The following is an 18,295-nucleotide window of genomic DNA, read 5'->3' on the forward strand; positions in this document are numbered from 1 at the left end:
ACCTATGGCGACTGTCGATGAGAATGACGAAAAACGTCCCGAAAATGAACTTCACGGAGAGGCAATTCCGAACGAAAACCTTCCTGCGAAAAAACCGCATCGGGAAGAACTAACCTCCGAGCAGCAGATTCGTCGGCGGACGCTGAAAGCGTTTGCGTGGTTCGGACTGGCGGGGATTGTCCCGTACAGCGTCTGGAAATGGATCATGATCCAGCCCAAAGAAGCCCGGCTGCCGAAGGTATTTCGGGAGGTTTTGACTGCGAATGAAAAAGTAGCCAATAGCTATTTCAGCAACGTCAACCTGGCGCCGACTTTTCCGAAAGAACAGGCCGCTAAAAATGTTCGGGTCAACGGCAAAGACGGTTTGCGGAGCCCGATCGACAAAGAAGCCTGGCGATTAACTGTTGAGCGGCCCGGGCAGAAACCGCTGCTGGTTTCGCTCGATGAGCTGAAAGCGATGCCAAAACAGGAGATTATTTACCAGTTCAAGTGCATTGAAGGCTGGAGCCAGATTCAGCACTGGGCGGGGGTGAACTTCGCCGAATTTGTTACTAAATACCAGCTTGGGAAGAAAACCGGCTCCGATGACTGGTACCCCTACGTTGGCCTGAAAACGCCGGATGGTGGTTATTACGTGGGCATCGATACGCCGAGCGTTCTGCATCCGCAGACGATTCTGGCTTATGAAATGAATAATGAGCCATTGCAGGACTTGCACGGCGCCCCGCTCCGGTTGATTATCCCGGTCAAATACGGCGTTAAAAACCTCAAACGGATCGGCAGCATCTGGTTCAGCGACGAGCGCCCCCGCGACTTCTGGGCGGAACGTGGGTATGATTATCATGTTGGTTTGTAACCATTCTGGATTGGGATAACGTGACCCCGGATTTTGTCCGGGGCTAATGATGGAAGCCTTTCAGGCTTTTGTGTTGAAAGAACCCGGTTTTTGTTATCTTCGGAATTCATTCAGCAACAACCTTCCCATGAAAAAATTTCTCCTGCTCGCGGCCACTCTCGGGCTGCTGTTTCCATTTGCCCAGGCCCAAACCACTAAATCAAAGATCGTAGTCACCGACCTGACGCGAATCAAACAGGTGGGCGGGATCAAAACCTCACCTGATGGGAAACAGGCAATTTATACGCTGACGACGATTGAACCGGATGCGGACAAAAAAGAGGAATACGAATACAAGACGCACATTTATTTGTCGGGACTCAAAACCGGTGATGCCAAAGCATTGACGAATGGCAGCGAAAGCGCCCGCCAGCCAGACTGGTCGCCCGATGGAAAGTCGATTGCGTTTGCCCGAACCGTCAAAGGGAAATCGCAGATTTTTGTCATGCCATTGGATGGGGGCGAAGCCTGGCAGTTGACCAAACTGAGCTACGGCGCTTCCAGTCCGCAATGGTCGCCGGATGGCAAACGGATTCTGTTTACGGTGAGTGCGTCGCTGTCGGAAATCCTGAAAGATTCGCTCCTGAATCCCGGTAAAGCGGTTCCGACCTGGTCGCTGGAAAAACCGGGCTTCGCGACGAACGATTTTATCAAACCGGACAAAACTGTGAAGGCCAATCCCGACGGTTCGCTGGCCGAAATCCGGGCGTACCTGAACAAGGATGTTGAGGATAAAAAAGCCAAAGTGATCAACCGGCTGAATTTTCAGGGCGAATCAACGACCGAACCGGAATTGAATTTTACGCATCTGTATAGTATTGACGTCAACGAAAAGGCTACGCCGAAACCGCTGACGCGCGGTTTTTATTCGTTTCAGGCCCCGGTCTGGATGCCGGATGGGCAGGGCATTCTGGCCGTCACCGATCGCGACACGCTCCGCCATCCCGACCGCGAACAGGATGCCGCCATCGTCTGGCTGGCGGCCGATGGGTCCGGCAAACGAATCAATCTCCTGGCTGAATCCGGTAAAACCTATTCCGCACCGGCCATCTCACCCGATGGGCATCAGCTGGCGTTGCTGACCAGTTCGGCGCAGGGCGTCAACGTGGGGCAAATCGCTCTGGCTACACTAAACGGAACGACGGTTTCGGATTTACAACCGGTTTCCTTCGATCGTTCGGCGGGGAATTTGAAATGGGGGGCGGTGTCGGTGGCCGGTTCGAAAAAGAAGAAATCTCCGGCAACGACGGCGTATGCGGTTTTCTTCACTGCTCCCTCGAACGGCGGTTTTCCGCTTTACCGGCTCGATCCGGCCACGAAATCGGTAACGCAATTGTCGGATTTTAACAGTGGCATCAGCTCCTTTGATCTGGCGGGCAATCAGGCGGTTTTTGCCAAAACAGAGGTGGCCAATCCATCGGAACTGTACGTGGGCGAGTTGAGCAATGCGAACGTCCAACAGCCGGTTACGGGCAACGCTGTCAAGTTAAGTAATCATAACGACTGGGTGTCTGGCAAAACACTGAGTTTTCCGGAAAAACGGACCTATAAAAACACGAAAGGCCAAACCATCGAGTACTGGATCATGAAACCAACGGCGGTGGCAGCGGGCAAAAAACACCCGTTACTGCTCAATATGCACGGCGGCCCCACGGCGATGTGGGGGCCGGGCGAACCGTCGATGTGGCATGAATTTCAATATTTCTGCGCGCAGGGCTACGGCATTGTGTATGCGAACCCGCGCGGATCGGGCGGCTACGGGATTGATTTTCAGCGCGCCAACGTAAAGGATTGGGGAACCGGACCGACGGAAGACGTGCTGGCAGCCGCGACTGATGCGGCCAAAGAAGCATGGGTCGATACGAGTCGGCAGGTGATTACGGGCGGTTCGTACGCAGGTTACCTGACGGCCTGGATTGTTGCCCACGACAATCGGTTCAAGGCAGCTTTCTCGCAGCGGGGCGTCTACGACCTGACGACGTTCATGGGTGAGGGAAATGCCTGGCGGCTGGTTCCCAACTACTTCGGTGGTTATCCGTGGCAAAAACAGGCAGCGGAAGTCCTGGAAGCCAACTCGCCGTATACGTTTGTCGAAAACATCAAAACACCGCTGTTGATCAAACACGGCGAAAACGATTTACGCACGGGCGTGATCCAGAGCGAAATGATGTATAAAAGTCTGAAAATTCTGGGCCGCCCGGTCGAATACGTGCGGATGCCCGGTGGGACGCACGAGATGAGTCGTTCGGGGAACGTTCGGCAGCGGATCGACCGGATGCTGCGGATTTACGAGTTTTTCGAGCGCTATATCGGAGAGAAAAACAGTCGGCAATGAGATAGGAACGGGGATTTGACGGATTAAACGGATTAGAACAGATTTTATCCGTGAAAATCCGTTACATCCGTCAAATCCGTGTTCCGATCAATTAGTCCCATAAAATCTACCGCAATAGATTGTTCAACCGGTTTGCAAAGTTGGATTTTGCACAGAAATTGTTTTGTGTAACTAATGGTTACATTTGGTAAATTATAAAATATCAAAAATTTTGTTCCTATTTCCTTAAAAAAATAACAATTAAATTTGGCAAATATATTGTTTTGATTACTTTTGGTTTATCAACAAACCACAGTGACTTCTTCTTTCTGCTGGGACCATCCGCTGGCCGCACTACCGGATTGCCCCATACCGAATCATACGGTTTTTGCATGGAGCAAACCCGGTTCGGAGTAGCTGCCTGAGAAATTCAGTGCAGTTCGATCATTCCGTTAAGCCTTAATCAATCGATTTACCGACTATCCGGCCGGTCTGGCCGCACTTTGTTCCATTTGTTTCAAAGCTGCAGCAGAAATGTCGGACAAAGCACTGATCCGGAGCAATCCGATTATCAGCCATTGCCATGCGCCCGGTTGCGAAGGGCGGTTCGGCGAAGCGGCCAGTGTCCGGCCGTCCGACGCACCGGGTTTGCATGACAACGGAGTGTCCAACTATCCATCTTTATTCACTTTATTAACCTAAGCTGATTCATGAGGAGAACACTACTTCTACTAGTAGGTATGCTCTGGTTGTCGCTGGCAGTTGCCACGGCGCAGACGCGCACGGTCACCGGGACCATTCTGGCGGCCGAAGAAGGACCTCTCCCCGGGGCCAACGTCGTGATTAAAGGCAGCACAACCGGAACGACGACCGACAATCAGGGTAAATTTACCCTGAAAATACCCACCGAAAATGCAATCATTACGATCAGCTCCATCGGGTTTCTCACCGAAGAGATCGCCGTGGGCAACCGCTCGGTCATTGACCTTACGCTCAAAACCGACGTAAAATCGCTGGCCGAAGTCGTGGTAACGGCTTTTGGGGTTGAAAAGGAAGTGAAATCTCTCGGCTACGGTGTGCAGGAAATCAAAGGCACGGCATTGACCGAAGCCCGTTCGTCGAACGTGGTCAACGCTTTATCCGGTAAAGTAGCCGGTTTGCGCGTCAGTTCCAACGGCGGACCGGGTAGCGGCTCCACGATCCAAATCCGGGGTGCCTCATCGGTTTCGGGTAACAACCAACCGCTGATCGTTGTCGACGGCGTACCGATTCAGCAATCGTTCGACAAGACGTACGGTTCCGGTATTTCGGAAGTCAATCCGGATAACATCAAGGAAATGAGCATCCTGAAAGGCCCCAATGCGGCTGCCCTTTATGGTTCACGGGCGGCCAACGGGGTGATTCTGATTACGACCAAAAACGGCGCCGGGACCAAAGGCATTGGCGTGGAAATCAACTCCAACGTCACCTTCGAACGCCCGTGGATCAAACCCAAATTCCAGAATACCTACGGGGGCGGAAACGGCTACCGGACGTGGTATAACGACGGCTGGTCGGGTGCCATCACCGATCCGCTCGAAGTACAGCAATACCAGGCCGCTTACGGGAAAAGTGCACCGCTGACGGGTACGGAAGGAACCGATGAAAGCTGGGGCGGACCCATGGACGGGCGACTGGTCCGGCACTGGTGGTCGGGCAAGGATGTGGCACCATTGACGCCCAATCCGAACGGCTGGGACGATTTCTGGCAAACCGGTCAAACCATCACCAACAGCGTGGCGGTTTCGGGTGGAAATGACAAAGGAAGTTTCCGGCTATCCGTTGGCCGGATGGATCAGAAAGGCCTGGTGTATTTCAACGACTTTTTCCGGAACAACTTCAAGTTTAACTCGGCTTATAACTTCACGTCGAAATTCAGCGCCACGGTTTCGGCCGAATACATCAAAACCGGTGGTAACCGCAGTTATAGCAGCGGTCAGGAGTTTATCTGGTCACACCGGCAAACGGACTGGGCCAAACTCCGCAACTGGCGCGACTACACGAGCGTTCATATCCAGCGCGCGCTTCCCGGAAAACCGGCCGACAGCGATCCGCCAAACTGGCAGCATACCTTCTTTACCAACCCGTTCTTCTCGTCGGAGATGTTACCTTCCAATAACGAAAAAGACCGGCTGGTGGGCAACATTGCCCTGAACTACAAAATTCTTCCTTTCCTGACGTTGATGGCCCGGAGCGGAACCGACGTCTGGACCGACACCCGGATCAGTATCAACAACTTCGAGCGGGTTCGGAACGGAAACCGCACGCCCGGCGCGTTTACGGAAGAAATATTGCGTCGCCAGGAAACCAACCACGATGCCATCCTGACGTTCAACAAAGCCATTAGTTCGGATTTTGCGACGAACATCCAGGTGGGTGCCATTTCACGGACTAACTACTACAAGCGTAATTCTACCGCTGTGGGTGAACTGGTTGTGGATGGCCTGTACAACGTCTCCAACGCCAACCCCAGCCGGAATACGGCCCTGAGCGCGATTGAAAAATCGCAGGTGAACAGCGTCTTCGGCGCGTTGGAAGTGAGCTACAAAAACGCCCTCTTCCTGAACGCCACGGCCCGCAACGACTGGTCGAGCACGCTGCCGTCCGACAACCGTTCGTACTTCTATCCGTCGATTTCGGGGAGCGCAGTCCTCACCGACCTGATCAATTTGCAGAGCAGCATTCTGTCGTTCGGGAAAATCCGGGCGAGCTGGGCGCAGGTGGGGAACGATGCGCTGCCGTATCAATTGCTGCAAACGTTCCGCGCCGGAACATCCTGGGCGGGTTCGACGCCGGAATTCTACGAAAACACCCAGATTGCCAACTCAACACTCCGTCCGGAGATCACGACCGGAACCGAGCTGGGGCTGGACGCCCGGTTTTTGAAAGGACGAATCGGGTTGGACCTGACCTACTATAATCAGGTTTCCCGCGATCAGATTCTGGCCGTTGAAATCTCAAAAGCGAGCGGTTATAACTCCCGAATCCTAAACGCCGGGAAAATCTCCAACAAAGGACTGGAAATGGTTTTGACCGGAACGCCCGTCAAAACCGCTACCGGTTTTAGCTGGGAAACCACGCTGAACTTCTCCCGCAACCGCAACAAAGTGCTGGAACTGGCCGAAGGCCTGACGACGTATACGCTGGCTACCCGGCAGGGATTGATCACCGAAGCGCGCGTTGGACAGCCTTACGGCAGTTTCTTCGGAACCGGTTTCGACCACGCGCCCGATGGACAAACGATTTACGGTGCCAACGGGTTGCCGGTGGTTTCGACCACGCCCCGTACGCTGGGCAACGTGCAGCCGAAATGGACGGGTGGCTGGTTGAACAGCCTGACATTCAAAGGTTTCTCGATTTCGGCGCTGGTCGACGTGAAATGGGGTGGTGACTTCTTCGACGAAGGAACCGGCACCGCCCGCTGGACGGGTCAGTACGAAGAAACCGCCATCGGTCGGGAAGAAGGTGTGATCGGAAAAGGCGTGTACAACGCCGGGACGAAAGAAGCGCCGAACTACGTACCGAACACGGTGATCGTACCGGCGAAAACGCTCATTGCTTATAACAACCCGCGCAGCTACCACGAAGCGTCGATCTACGACGGCAGCTACGTAAAACTCCGCGAAGCGACGATTGGCTACCAACTGCCAGCGGCTTTCCTGAACCGGATGAAAATTCGCTCGGCCAAGGTTTCGCTGGTGGGCCGGAACCTGCTGATGCTGTTCAAGAACACGACCCACGTCGATCCTGAAGTGGACCGGTTTGGAGCCAATCAGCAAGGATTTGCGTACGGCGAATTGCCCAGTTCGCGCAGCATTGGTGCTAACCTGAGTCTATCCTTTTAATTCCGGAAAAACGATTTCACGATGAAGATCATAAAAGCACTTTTTCTCAGCCTTGGCCTGATCACGCTGGCGGGTTCCTGCACCTCGGAGTTTGACAAAATGAACGTCAGCCCGAACGACCCGACTTCCATCAGCCCACAGTATCTGCTGCCGTATGCCCTCGAAGCGTCAATCGACCGGTATTGGGGTGTTCGGACGCGTTTTGAGCGCCTGAATCTGGATGGCGCGATGTGCTGGATGCAATACCTGACCCGCAACATTTACTCGAACGAAGGCGATAACTACGAAGTTTCGGTGGGATTTTACACCAACAACTGGAAAGGGTTTTTCAACGACGGTCAGGTCAATTACCAACGGATTATTGCGCTGGCCGGACCGGGTGGCAAATTCGAAAACGCCAATTACGAAGGCGTGGCGCTGGTGATGCGTTCGTGGGTATTCTCCCTGCTGACGGATGTGTATGGACCGATTCCGTATACCGATGCCCTGAAAGGAACCGCTGAAACCCCCAATTACTCGCCGACGTATGATCCCGTCGAAACGGTTTATGCCGGTTTATTGAAAGACCTGAAAACCGCCAACGAAAAACTGAGCGTGACGGGGCCTTCCATTGCCGGTGATATCCTGTACGGTGGTGACATCCTGAAATGGAAAAAATTTGCCAACTCCCTGCGGTTGAAATTAGCCAACCGGCAGGCGGTGAAAAAACCGGCTGAGTCGAAAGCAATTATGGCCGAGATTCTGGGCAATGCCACGACCTATCCGGTTTTCACGAGTAATGCCGACAACGCCAAGCTGACCAACTCCGCCGTTTTGCCGAGTAATAACGAATGGCATCAGGTGATGATTCAGGATGGCCGGACCGACTGGAACATCAGCAAAACCATCGCCGATCGGCTGAACGAACTGGGCGACAGCCGGATTACGGTGTATGCCGTGCCGAACAAAGCCGGTAAATACGAAGGCCACGCCAACGGGTTGCCCGATGCGGTGGCGACGGCTTACCTCGGAACCAGCTCGGTTTTGGGAACCTACTTCACCGCCCCGACGGCACCCGCCGTGATCATGACTTTCTCGGAGTTGAACCTGATTCTGGCCGAAGCCGCTGCCGATGGCGACATCACGGGCAGCGCGCAGACCTACCTGGAAAAAGGAATTGCCGCATCGTTCGATCAATACGGGTTGACGGTTCCGGCCGGTTATCTGGCCAAAGTGGGCCCGGCCACCAAAGCGACGATTATGGAGCAAAAGTGGATTTCGCTGTTCGGGCAAGCCATCGAAGCCTGGACGGAATACCGCCGGACGGGCCTGCCGGTGTTGCCCGCGAAAGATTCGCGCGCGGTTTTTTCCAACGACGGCGTGTTGCCGACCCGCCTGAAATACCCGACTTCGGAGTACTCCCTGAACAAGGTGAGTCTGGATAAAGGCATCTCGCTGCTCGGCGGAGCCGACGATATGAAATCCAAATTGTGGTGGGTGGAGAAGTAATTGTAATTAACCATGAAGATCTTTATGAAGAGCTATAAATTGTTTATTTTGAGTGGGTTACTTGCACTGGGTGGCTTGCTTGCCGGATGCGAAAAGAAGGAAGATCCGTTTGTCGATCGCGTCGTTGCACCGGTTTTGGTATTGGTCGACGGAGCGTCTGATGGAGGGGGGCAAACCGCCGAACCGGTCGTGACTTCCAAAATCACGGCACCGGTCATCATGACCGTCAAAATTCTGGAACTCGACAAGAGCGGAATCCTGAACAACAAGGTCGGCATCGACTCGATTCCGGTGGCTTCGCTGGCACTCAAGCTGACCAGGCGCGACGGAACGGCCATTGCCGACTTAAAAACTGACAATACCGGTAAAGCCACGTTGACCAAAACCTGGGCTGAACTGGGCATTACCGCACCGGCTGTCGGAAGCAGTGTATCGCTGACCTGGACGGGTGAATACAAAGGGCAGGCGTTTGCCCGGCTGTCGCGCGTTCAGGGTGTTAATTAAAAACGAAAACAATTCATCTAACAATTTGTACTATGTCTCTTAATCGTCGTGAATGGCTCCGGTCCGGTTTGCTGGCCGGTGTAGGTTTAGCAGCTGCTCCAGCGGCTTATTGTGAACCCTGGCTGGACAAAGCTGAACTGGCCGGTGTTCAACCGTCAACCGCCCCGAAAGCCGCGCTGAAGGCCCGTCTGTCGGCCAACGAAAATCCGCACGGTCCGTCGCCAAAAGCGATCAAAGCGATCAATGAAGCAGCTTCGGAAGGCTTTCTGTATCCGTTCCAGTATGGCATGCAGTTGCAGAAAATGATTGCGGAAGAAGAAGGCGTAGCACCGGAACAAATCCTGCTTTCGGCGGGTTCGGGCGCTTTGCTGCACGCGACGGCTTTGCAGTATGCGTACACCAATCCGGGCAGCAGCGTGCTGTCGGCCGACCCCACTTACGAACAACTCGTTCGGGCGGCTGTGATGCACGGCATGACGTGGGATAAAGTACCCCTGACGACCGGATCGTACGACCACAATCTGGAAGAGATGGAAAAGAAGGTGAACGATAAAACCGGTCTGGTTTATATCTGTAATCCCAACAACCCGACGGGCGTCACGATCAACCCGGAGAGCCTGCGGGCGTTTGTCGATCGCGTTTCGGCCAAAAAACCGGTGTTTGTCGACGAAGCCTACATTCACTATACGGGCGATCCGAAGAAGTACACGGTGATTGAAAACATCAAAAAAGGCCAGAATGTGATGGTCGCCAAAACGTTCTCGAAAATTTACGGGATGGCGGGTTTGCGGATGGGTTATATGGTGGGTCAGCCGGATACGCTCAAAGCCATCTCGAAATGGGGGGGAGGAGCCGGTAACCTGACAATGACGACGTTGCGCGCGGCTCTGGCGTGTTACAAAGACGAGGAGTTTATCAAATATTCGCTGGGAAAAGGACTGGAAGCCCGCGAGTTTCTGTATGCGACGCTGAAGCAAAACGGTTATACCTATCTGCCGTCGGGAACCAACTTCGTGCTGTTCCCGATCCGGATGAAGGGTGACGACTTCACCAAGAAAATGATGGAAAACGGCGTGAGCGTTCGTCAGTGGAAATTCGATGGGCAGTTCTGGTGCCGCGTGAGTCTCGGAACGATGGAGCAGATGAAATACTTCGCCGACGCGCTGAAAGTTATTTCCTGACGTATCCACGGACTTTAGTCCGTGAGCGTTTTCCTGGCAACAGAAAAGTAAGCTGTAATCACGGACTAAAGTCCGTGGGTACGTGATTGAAATCGCTTCCGAAGACTTACCTTTGGAAGCGATTTCTATATAAATCCCTATGTCTGTTCAAATTTCTCCCCTTGCCGAAAGTCTGCCGGCTTTCTTAAAACAGCGCAATTATTCGGCCATTGCGGTTCTGGTCGATGCAAATACCAAGCGTTTTTGCTATCCGGCAATAAAAAATAGTTTACCGAAACATAAAATTATTACCATTCGGGCGGGCGAACAATTCAAGAATTTGGCGACCTGCGAAGCGGTTTGGCAGACATTGACCGACGCCGAATTTGACCGTCATGCATTGTTAATCGACCTCGGAGGGGGCGTAATTGGCGATTTAGGCGGTTTTTGTGCGGCAACGTACAAACGCGGCATCGATTTTATTCAGATTCCCACCACCTTATTGGCGCAGGTCGACGCGAGTGTGGGTGGAAAGCTAGGTATTGACTTTCACGGATTTAAGAACCATATTGGGGTCTTTAAATTACCGGAAGCGGTTCTGATCGACACGGTTTTCTTTCAAACATTACCGGAGCTGGAATTGCGGTCGGGATTTGCCGAAATCATCAAGCATTGCCTGATTGCCGATGCGGCCAAATGGAATGTCATCCGTCGCCGGGATTTGGACCAGCAGAACTGGGATGATCTGGTGGCGCATTCGGTCGAAATAAAAAAAAATATCGTTACGCAAGATCCAAACGAGCGGGGAATACGTAAGATATTAAACTTCGGTCACACGCTGGGACATGCGCTCGAAACGCATTTTCTGGCCGATCCCAAACGCCGGTTGATGCACGGGGAAGCCATTGCCGCCGGCATGATTGCCGAAGCGTTTATTGCAAACCGGAAAGGCATGATCGAAACCGGTTTGCTGGAACAGATTGAAGAGTACCTTTTTTCAATTTATGGACGCGTCACACTTGTAGAATCGGACCTGGAACCGGTTTTGAAGTTGACGTTGCAGGACAAAAAAAACCGGAATGGACAGGTGCGGATGGCACTGCTGGACGGACCGGGAAGTTGCGCTTTCGATGTGCCGGTAACCAAAGCGGAAATGAGCCGGGCATTGGATTATTATCGAACCTAAACTGGAAGCAGAATCGGGCCGTTCACGCGGTTTTTTGAACCTTGCAGACAGAAAAGTTATCTAAAATAATACAATTCATTTTCTAACCAGTTTGTCTATAAGCTTCAATTTTACAACCCTGTTAAACAGTCCGTTTATGAAACATTTTATCGGCGTTCTTGTGTTACTGGCTGTGGTTTCGCTGGCCGGCTGCATGCCTGGAAAATTATTCGTTGAGCACGATTACAGCTACGAAGGGCATTTTAAAAATTACGAGTCATTCAATTTTCTGGAATGCGAATACATCGACTCAACGCTCCTCTGCTCAGATATTCAGGAAGCCATTCGTCACCAAATGGAAGCCCGTGGCTATAAAGTGGCCAACCGCGGCCCCAATCTGTTGATTTCCTACAATATTTTCCGCAATGACCTGCGTTTCCGGGGCTACCAACAGCCGGTTATCAAAGACTGGGTGGTGAGTGAAGATGGCGACGCGACCTACAAGCGCATTGACTACAACCTCGACGAAGGAACGCTGATGATTTCACTCATCGATGCCGAGACCTACCAGGTTATCTGGAAAGGCTACGCGTCGAGGGTAACCCGAAATCCGAATTTCAAGAACAATTACTTCAAGGGAATCGTCCGATCCATCTTTGACCAGTATCCGCTACTGGCGTCGGCCCGAAAGTAAATGAATAATGAATGATGAACAATGAACAATGACTGGTTTTGCCTTCATTGTTCATTGTTCATTGTTAATTCTTTAAAAATCCCCTCCAGACTGCTTTCCTGCTGCTTTAATCCAACGAGTGTGAGGTTTTTGTCGGCGGCCAGCCGGAATACTGCCGCGCGCAGATCGGTGCCTTTGTCGGCCGTCAGCCGGTAGCGGTTTTCGTCCAGTACTTCTACGTGCCGAACGCCCGGAATTCCGTTCAGCAGGACGGTTTCGTCGCCTAAATCCTGCTCAAATTCGGCCACAACCACGACCGATCCGTCGGAGGTTTCCCGCAATTGATTCAACAGCCCGTCGGCCACAATGCGGCCCCGGTTGATGATAATCACCCGGTCGCAGAGCGCTTCGACCTCCTGCATGATGTGGGTAGAGAACAAGACGGTTTTTTCGCGGCCAATGGTGCGGATCACCTGGCGGATTTCCGTGAGCTGGTTGGGGTCTAAACCCGTGGTGGGTTCGTCCAGAATCAAAACCGGCGGGTTGTGAATCAGTGCTTGCGCCAGCCCGACGCGCTGCCGGTAGCCTTTCGATAGCTGCCCGATCTTTTTGCGCTGTTCCAGTGGCAGCCCCACCAGTTCGATCATCTCGGAAGTGCGTCGATTCAGGGTTGAACCCCGCAACCCGTGCAGCGAACCCGCGAATTGCAGAAATTCCTTCACGTACATGTCGAGGTACAGCGGATTATGTTCCGGCAGATAGCCCAAACTGCGCCGTACAGCGATCGAATCCGTCTGAACGTCAAAACCATTCACTTCCACCGTGCCTGCGGTAGGCGGCAAATAAGCCGTCGCAATTTTCATGGTAGTGGACTTCCCGGCGCCGTTGGGTCCCAGAAATCCCACGATTTCGCCCGGCTGAATCGCGAAGGAAATGGTATCGACCGCCTTCTGAGCGGTTTTGCCGTTTTGGGCGTATAACTTGGTCAGGTTTTTTACCAGAATGGACATCGATCAGTTCGAAACTACAAAGAGACGGTTTGCAATGTAAAAAAGCAAAAGCATATTTTCTGGTTAGACAACGGAATGAGACAAGTTTCGTCACGGTCTTCAGAGTCATCCTATTAACGACGTTTTTCGAAAACCGCTTTTAAAACCAAAAACAATTTTTATTTTTAGCCTTCCGTTCATCCCTAAACGGGCTGAAACAACTGCAATGAGAACGACGTACATCGGTATGGTAGTGGGTTGCCTGATGGCAATCAGTACCTGGGCGCAGCAATCGGGTACGCAAAGTCCACCCCTGGAATACATTGAAATTCTTGGACATCCGCCGGAAGTTTTCACCAATTGTGATAATGCCCAGACGCAGACCGAGATGAATATGTGTGCGCAACTGCGTTTTCAGAAAGCCGATCAGGAACTCAATGCGGTTTACAAACAATTGATCGAACTCGTATCCAAAGACGACAAAATGCTGGTGATCGAGGCCCAGCGGCAGTGGATCGCTTACCGCGACGCGCACTGCAAGGTTTACGAAAAAATGTATCAGGGCGGTTCCATGCTGAGTATGGTGATTGCCAACTGCAAGGAAACCACCACGCTGAGCCGCATTAACGAATTGAAAGAGCTAATCGCCGAACGCAAACTTAGACAATAAGCCCATCCGTATGAGTGATTCTGTATTCCGGAAAAAATCTGTGGTTAAAGCCGTAGCCGACGTCGACGAAGGAGCTTCGTCACACATGAACAAGATTCTGGGCGTTCGCGACCTGACTTCGTTCGGAATAGCGGCCATCATCGGAGCCGGAATTTTCAGTACCATCGGGCGGGCCAGCGTCAACGGCGGTCCGGCGGTGTCGCTGCTGTTTGTTTTTACGGCCATTGCCTGCGTGTTTACGGCCCTCAGCTATGCCCAGTTTGCCTCTACGGTGCCGGTCAGCGGCAGTGCCTACACCTACGCGTACGTGTCGTTCGGGGAAATTTTTGCCTGGATCATCGGCTGGGCGCTCATTCTGGAATACGCTGTCAGCAACATGGTGGTGGCCATTTCGTGGTCCGAATATTTTACGTCGATGCTCGAAGGCTTCGGCATTCATTTTCCGTCGTATTGGGCCACCGACTACGGATCGGCCGCCCGGGCGTATGCGGAGGTACAGGCCAGTGCCTCGCCTGCCAGTTTAACGCCCCATACGCGCGAACTCGCTCAGGCTTTTCAGGACGCACCGGCCCTCGGCAGTTTGAAATTCATTGCCGATCTTCCCGCCGGTTTTGTCACGGTTTTGATTACGGCCCTGGTTTATGTGGGTATTAAAGAATCCCGCTCGGCCAGTAACCTGTTGGTAGTGTTGAAACTGGCCGTCATCGGACTGGTGATTGTGGCCGGCGCTTTTTATGTAAAACCGGAAAACTGGTCGCCCTTTGCGCCCAATGGCGTTGGCGGGGTGTTGAGCGGGGTCGCGTCGGTGTTCTTTGCCTTCATCGGTTTCGATTCCATTTCGACCACGGCGGAAGAATGTAAGAATCCGCAGCGCGACTTGCCGCGGGCGATGATTTACTGCCTGATTATCTGTACGGTTTTGTACGTCCTGATCACGCTCGTATTGACCGGGATGGTGAATTACAAGGAGTTGGGCGTCGATGATCCGCTGGCGTATGTGTTCCAGAAAGTCGATCTGAATTTCATTGCCGGGATCATTTCGGTCAGTGCAGTCGTTGCCATTACGAGTGCGTTGCTGGTGTATCAACTCGGCCAGCCGCGCATCTGGATGACCATGAGCCGCGACGGATTGCTGTGGCCCCGGTTTTCGAAAATCCATCCGAAATACCGGACGCCGTCTTTCGCAACCATTGTGACCGGTTTTCTGGTGGCCATTCCGTCACTTTTTCTGGACATGCAGTTTTTTATCGACCTCACCAGCGTCGGCACGTTCTTCGCCTTTATTCTGGTTTGTGGCGGTATTCTGTTTCTGGATGCCAAAGGACTTTCCAGGCATTCCAAGTTTAAAGTGCCTTACGTCAATGGAAAATACATCATTGGCGTGGCGTTGATTCTGGCACTGGTTCTGGTCGTTCGGTCGGGCGGTTTTGTAAGTGGTATCGAAGAAAAACCGCTGCTGGCGGTTTTTTGGCTGACCTGGGCGGTTTTTTCGGTGTTGGCCTTCCAATATAATTTCTCACTTCTGCCGGTTTTAGGCATTCTGACCAATCTCTATTTAATGACTGAACTGGGAATCAGCAACTGGGCGATTTTCGTCGTCTGGCTGGTCATCGGCCTGGTTATCTATTTTTCATACGGCTACCGGAAAAGCAAACTGGCGGCTGAGGCAGTTCAATAGCCTTAAAATTTAGCTGTAAAACGATAGGCAAACGACTTTTGCTTTGGGGTTACGGTGTTGATTCAATTGGAAAAAGGGCGATTTCATGGTATTAAAAAAGAAAATAATACAATATCTTTTAAATTGATTGTACATTCAAAAATACTTCTATTATATTGGGCCACGAATTGGTTCAACCTGTTGAAGGCGGATGAATTAGCGTGAGAGGAGCATCGGTTGTGATTCAACGGTTTTACCATTTCGAATCAGGAATTAATCTTTACATCTCGCAATAATCCGGAAAGCCTACAGGGATTCCCTTTGGGCTTTTTTATTTCAAAAAAAAGCAGTGCCATATTCGTGGCACTGCTTCAAAAGAGAATCAGAACGGAAAATTAGTCGCTTCTGCGACCACCCATGAGCAGACTGGCGTAGTACAACAGCGTGGCCAGTGAACCCAGTGCGGCTACTACGTACGTCATGGCCGCCCACCAGAGCGCATCTTTGGCGTAACCGTATTCCCGCTGATTAACAATGTTGCGGTTTTGTACCCAGGCCAGCGCCCGGCGGCTGGCGTCGAATTCGACGGGCAGCGTTACGAAACTAAACAGCGTGGTTACGGCAAACAGGGCCACACCCACAGCCAGCGGAATGATGGTCGTATTGATCAGCAAAATACCTATCAGAATGATCCATTGCAGGTAGCTCGACGAAACCGTCAGGAACGGCACCATCGCCGAACGGAATTTAAGCGGGCCATAAGCCGTGGCGTGTTGCACGGCATGACCACATTCGTGGGCCGCGACGGCCGCCGAAGCCACGCTTCGACCATAAAAGACGTCGGCGCTCAGGTTAACGGTTTTGTCCTGCGGGTTATAGTGGTCAGTCAGCATTCCTTCCACCGACAGGACGCGTACGTCGTAAATATTGTTTTCACGGAGCATTAGCTCGGCAATCTCCTGGCCACTCAGGCCGTTACTCAGTCCGATTTGCGAATACTCGTTAAACTTGCTCCGCAGCCGCCAGCTGATACCGGCACTGAGCAGAGCGAAAATGATGAAAATAATCCAGATTCCAGGCATAATTCAATGAAACCGGGGTCGCCGGTACGATTAAGGTTATATGGTTAAACGGTCGTGTGGATCACCGTACTAGTTAAACAAAAATTGCGAAAAAAACAGTTCAATGTTCATCCTTACAGACAACCGCTGATCCCGATTTTGGCGAAATCCATCCTGTCAGTGGTAGGCTTCCTGAATTTTTTTGATGAGTGCCGTGGTGGAATAACCCGCCACAAGCGGAATGGTTTGAACCCAGCCGCCGTTCTGAATCACAAAGTCAGCTCCGACGATATTGGCGATCGCGTAGTCATCACCTTTCACCAGAATATCCGGTTTCAGGGCTTGAATCAGTTCAAGGGGCGTTTCTTCATCAAAAAGCGTGACAGCATCGACGAACGCGAGTGCCGCCATCAGCCGGGCGCGGGCGTATTCGTTGACAACCGGCCGGAGCGGACCTTTGATGCAACTCACGGAAGCATCGGTATTTAAACCCAGGATCAGTTTATCGCCAAACCGGCGGGCTTTTTCCAGGTAGTCGATATGCCCCAGATGCAGAATATCGAAACAGCCGTTGGTAAAGACAATTTGTTTGCCTTCCGAATGCCATTGCTCGGCCCGCAAAACCGCCTGCTTACGCGTTAGAATTTTGGATTCGGTCATCTTTGTTAAATGGCTGGATGGCTTGAATGGTTAAAAACGGTTGGATGGTTAAAAGTAGAATAAGCAAGCTATCCCGCCATTTAATCCATCTATTTCACATTAATCACATTCTGCGCATCCGGTTTAGCTTCGGCTTGTGGACTGCGGCCTTTCAGCATCACGATCAGGAAGCTGAGGGCACCCAGCACGACGACGTAGAACCACTGCGTAAACAGCATGAGTGTCGCCATTGTCGCACCATCCTGATTACTGATTCCGTAAAGCGCCAGTGCTGCGCCGACCAGAATGTTAAAGGTTCCGGCACCGCCCTGAACGGGTGCTGCCATGCCCAGGGCGCCCATGATCAGAATCGTCAGACCGGCGCGCCAGCCCAGATCGGCGGTTTGGGGCATGGCGAAAAACAGAACGAACGACATGAAATAATACATCGTCCAGATCAAAACCGTGTGCAATACAAACGCGCCGGGACTTTTCAGTTTACGAACACTGACTAAACCTTCGAGCAATCCGACGACGAACTTTTCAACGCGTTGGTAGAACGGTTTCTGGCGGAGAATTTCTTTATACCGATTATAGAAAAACCAGATCATTACGGCAAATCCGAGCAGACAGCCACCGGCAATCACGAGCAGCCAGGTGTTGTTCTGTAAACCGCTTACGTTGAATTTCGAGGCAAAGAAATCCATCAGGAACGTACTCAGCCGGTTGAACTCGATCAGGAAAGTCGCCCCGATGAGCAGAAACAGCATAATGACGTCGAAAATCCGTTCGGCAACGACGGTTCCAAAACTGACATTGACCGGAACGCCTTCCAGCCGGTTCAGGGTTCCGCAGCGGGTGACTTCGCCCATGCGCGGCACCACCAGATTGGCAAAATAACCGGTCAGAACCGATACCGTGGTGTTGAACTGCGCCGGTCGATAGCCCACCACCGGTTCCAGCAGCAAACTCCAGCGATAGGCGCGGCTCCAGTGCGCGACCACGGTCAGCAGACCCGAAACCGCAATCCAGCTGTAATTCGCTTTACTGAACGCATCGAACATGGCGGCCCGATCAATGTCTTTAAACACATACCAGAGCAAGCCCGCAGCAATGCTGAGCGAAATACCGTATTTCAGAATATTTTTCAAGCGTATGGAGATGGTTGGATGGCTGAAGGATGATTTAAAATACCT

15 protein-coding genes are annotated in these 18,295 nt (G+C 52.2%); 11 read left to right on the forward strand and 4 right to left on the reverse strand.

What is annotated here, in order from left to right; all coding sequences use genetic code 11:
- Positions 1 to 4: 4 nt before the first annotated feature.
- The 9 genes from EHT25_RS11715 to EHT25_RS11750 all read left to right on the forward strand — a co-directional run bounded on the left by EHT25_RS11715 (position 5) and on the right by EHT25_RS11750 (position 12,104).
- Positions 5 to 856, forward strand: a complete 852-nt coding sequence (locus EHT25_RS11715) for a molybdopterin-dependent oxidoreductase (protein ID WP_124874645.1) — start codon at positions 5 to 7, stop codon at positions 854 to 856.
- Between the two features lie 127 nt (positions 857 to 983).
- On the forward strand, positions 984 to 3,230 hold the full coding sequence (locus tag EHT25_RS11720; protein ID WP_124874647.1) for a S9 family peptidase: 2,247 nt from the start codon (positions 984 to 986) through the stop codon (positions 3,228 to 3,230).
- A gap of 513 nt (positions 3,231 to 3,743) precedes the next feature.
- Positions 3,744 to 3,911, forward strand: a complete 168-nt coding sequence (locus EHT25_RS32665) for a hypothetical protein (RefSeq protein WP_185731337.1) — start codon at positions 3,744 to 3,746, stop codon at positions 3,909 to 3,911.
- An 8-nt stretch (positions 3,912 to 3,919) separates the two neighbouring features.
- Complete coding sequence (locus EHT25_RS11725; protein ID WP_185731338.1) at positions 3,920 to 7,093, forward strand: SusC/RagA family TonB-linked outer membrane protein; 3,174 nt, start codon at positions 3,920 to 3,922, stop codon at positions 7,091 to 7,093.
- A gap of 21 nt (positions 7,094 to 7,114) precedes the next feature.
- Positions 7,115 to 8,581, forward strand: coding sequence for a SusD/RagB family nutrient-binding outer membrane lipoprotein (locus EHT25_RS11730; RefSeq protein ID WP_124874649.1), 1,467 nt, complete (start codon positions 7,115 to 7,117; stop codon positions 8,579 to 8,581).
- Between the two features lie 24 nt (positions 8,582 to 8,605).
- Complete coding sequence (locus tag EHT25_RS11735) at positions 8,606 to 9,085, forward strand: hypothetical protein (RefSeq protein ID WP_124874651.1); 480 nt, start codon at positions 8,606 to 8,608, stop codon at positions 9,083 to 9,085.
- Between the two features lie 32 nt (positions 9,086 to 9,117).
- Positions 9,118 to 10,266 carry a pyridoxal phosphate-dependent aminotransferase gene (locus EHT25_RS11740; RefSeq protein ID WP_124874653.1) on the forward strand — a complete coding sequence of 383 codons (1,149 nt, stop codon included), beginning with the start codon at positions 9,118 to 9,120 and terminating at the stop codon, positions 10,264 to 10,266.
- A 139-nt stretch (positions 10,267 to 10,405) separates the two neighbouring features.
- Positions 10,406 to 11,431 carry a 3-dehydroquinate synthase gene (gene aroB, locus EHT25_RS11745; protein ID WP_124874655.1) on the forward strand — a complete coding sequence of 342 codons (1,026 nt, stop codon included), beginning with the start codon at positions 10,406 to 10,408 and terminating at the stop codon, positions 11,429 to 11,431.
- Positions 11,432 to 11,567: 136 nt separating this feature from the next.
- Entirely contained in the window at positions 11,568 to 12,104 is a 537-nt protein-coding gene (locus tag EHT25_RS11750) for a DUF4136 domain-containing protein (RefSeq protein WP_124874657.1), read from the forward strand.
- A gap of 44 nt (positions 12,105 to 12,148) precedes the next feature.
- On the opposite strand, the gene gldA is transcribed toward EHT25_RS11750, so the two are convergent.
- A complete protein-coding gene (gldA, locus tag EHT25_RS11755; RefSeq protein ID WP_124874659.1) occupies positions 12,149 to 13,093 on the reverse strand; it encodes a gliding motility-associated ABC transporter ATP-binding subunit GldA in 945 nt (314 codons plus the stop codon).
- Between the two features lie 205 nt (positions 13,094 to 13,298).
- Here gldA and EHT25_RS11760 point away from each other — a divergent pair, with 205 nt between their 5' ends.
- Both EHT25_RS11760 and EHT25_RS11765 read left to right on the forward strand, forming a co-directional pair.
- Complete coding sequence (locus tag EHT25_RS11760; protein WP_124874661.1) at positions 13,299 to 13,742, forward strand: lysozyme inhibitor LprI family protein; 444 nt, start codon at positions 13,299 to 13,301, stop codon at positions 13,740 to 13,742.
- A gap of 10 nt (positions 13,743 to 13,752) precedes the next feature.
- Positions 13,753 to 15,420: an amino acid permease gene (locus EHT25_RS11765; protein ID WP_124874663.1), complete on the forward strand. Its 1,668-nt coding sequence runs from the start codon at positions 13,753 to 13,755 to the stop codon at positions 15,418 to 15,420.
- Between the two features lie 374 nt (positions 15,421 to 15,794).
- Here EHT25_RS11765 and EHT25_RS11770 read toward each other — a convergent pair whose 3' ends face one another.
- From EHT25_RS11770 to EHT25_RS11780, 3 genes are all read right to left on the reverse strand, one after another.
- Positions 15,795 to 16,481: a zinc metallopeptidase gene (locus EHT25_RS11770; RefSeq protein ID WP_154174136.1), complete on the reverse strand. Its 687-nt coding sequence runs from the start codon at positions 16,479 to 16,481 to the stop codon at positions 15,795 to 15,797.
- A 156-nt stretch (positions 16,482 to 16,637) separates the two neighbouring features.
- Complete coding sequence (gene rfaE2 / locus EHT25_RS11775) at positions 16,638 to 17,120, reverse strand: D-glycero-beta-D-manno-heptose 1-phosphate adenylyltransferase (protein WP_124874665.1); 483 nt, start codon at positions 17,118 to 17,120, stop codon at positions 16,638 to 16,640.
- An 89-nt stretch (positions 17,121 to 17,209) separates the two neighbouring features.
- Positions 17,210 to 18,250 (reverse strand): lysylphosphatidylglycerol synthase transmembrane domain-containing protein, encoded by a 1,041-nt coding sequence (locus tag EHT25_RS11780; RefSeq protein WP_124874667.1) that lies wholly within the window; start codon positions 18,248 to 18,250, stop codon positions 17,210 to 17,212.
- Positions 18,251 to 18,295 lie beyond the last annotated feature (45 nt).

It is taken from the genome of Larkinella rosea, from assembly GCF_003858635.1.
GTDB lineage: Bacteria > Bacteroidota > Bacteroidia > Cytophagales > Spirosomataceae > Larkinella > Larkinella rosea.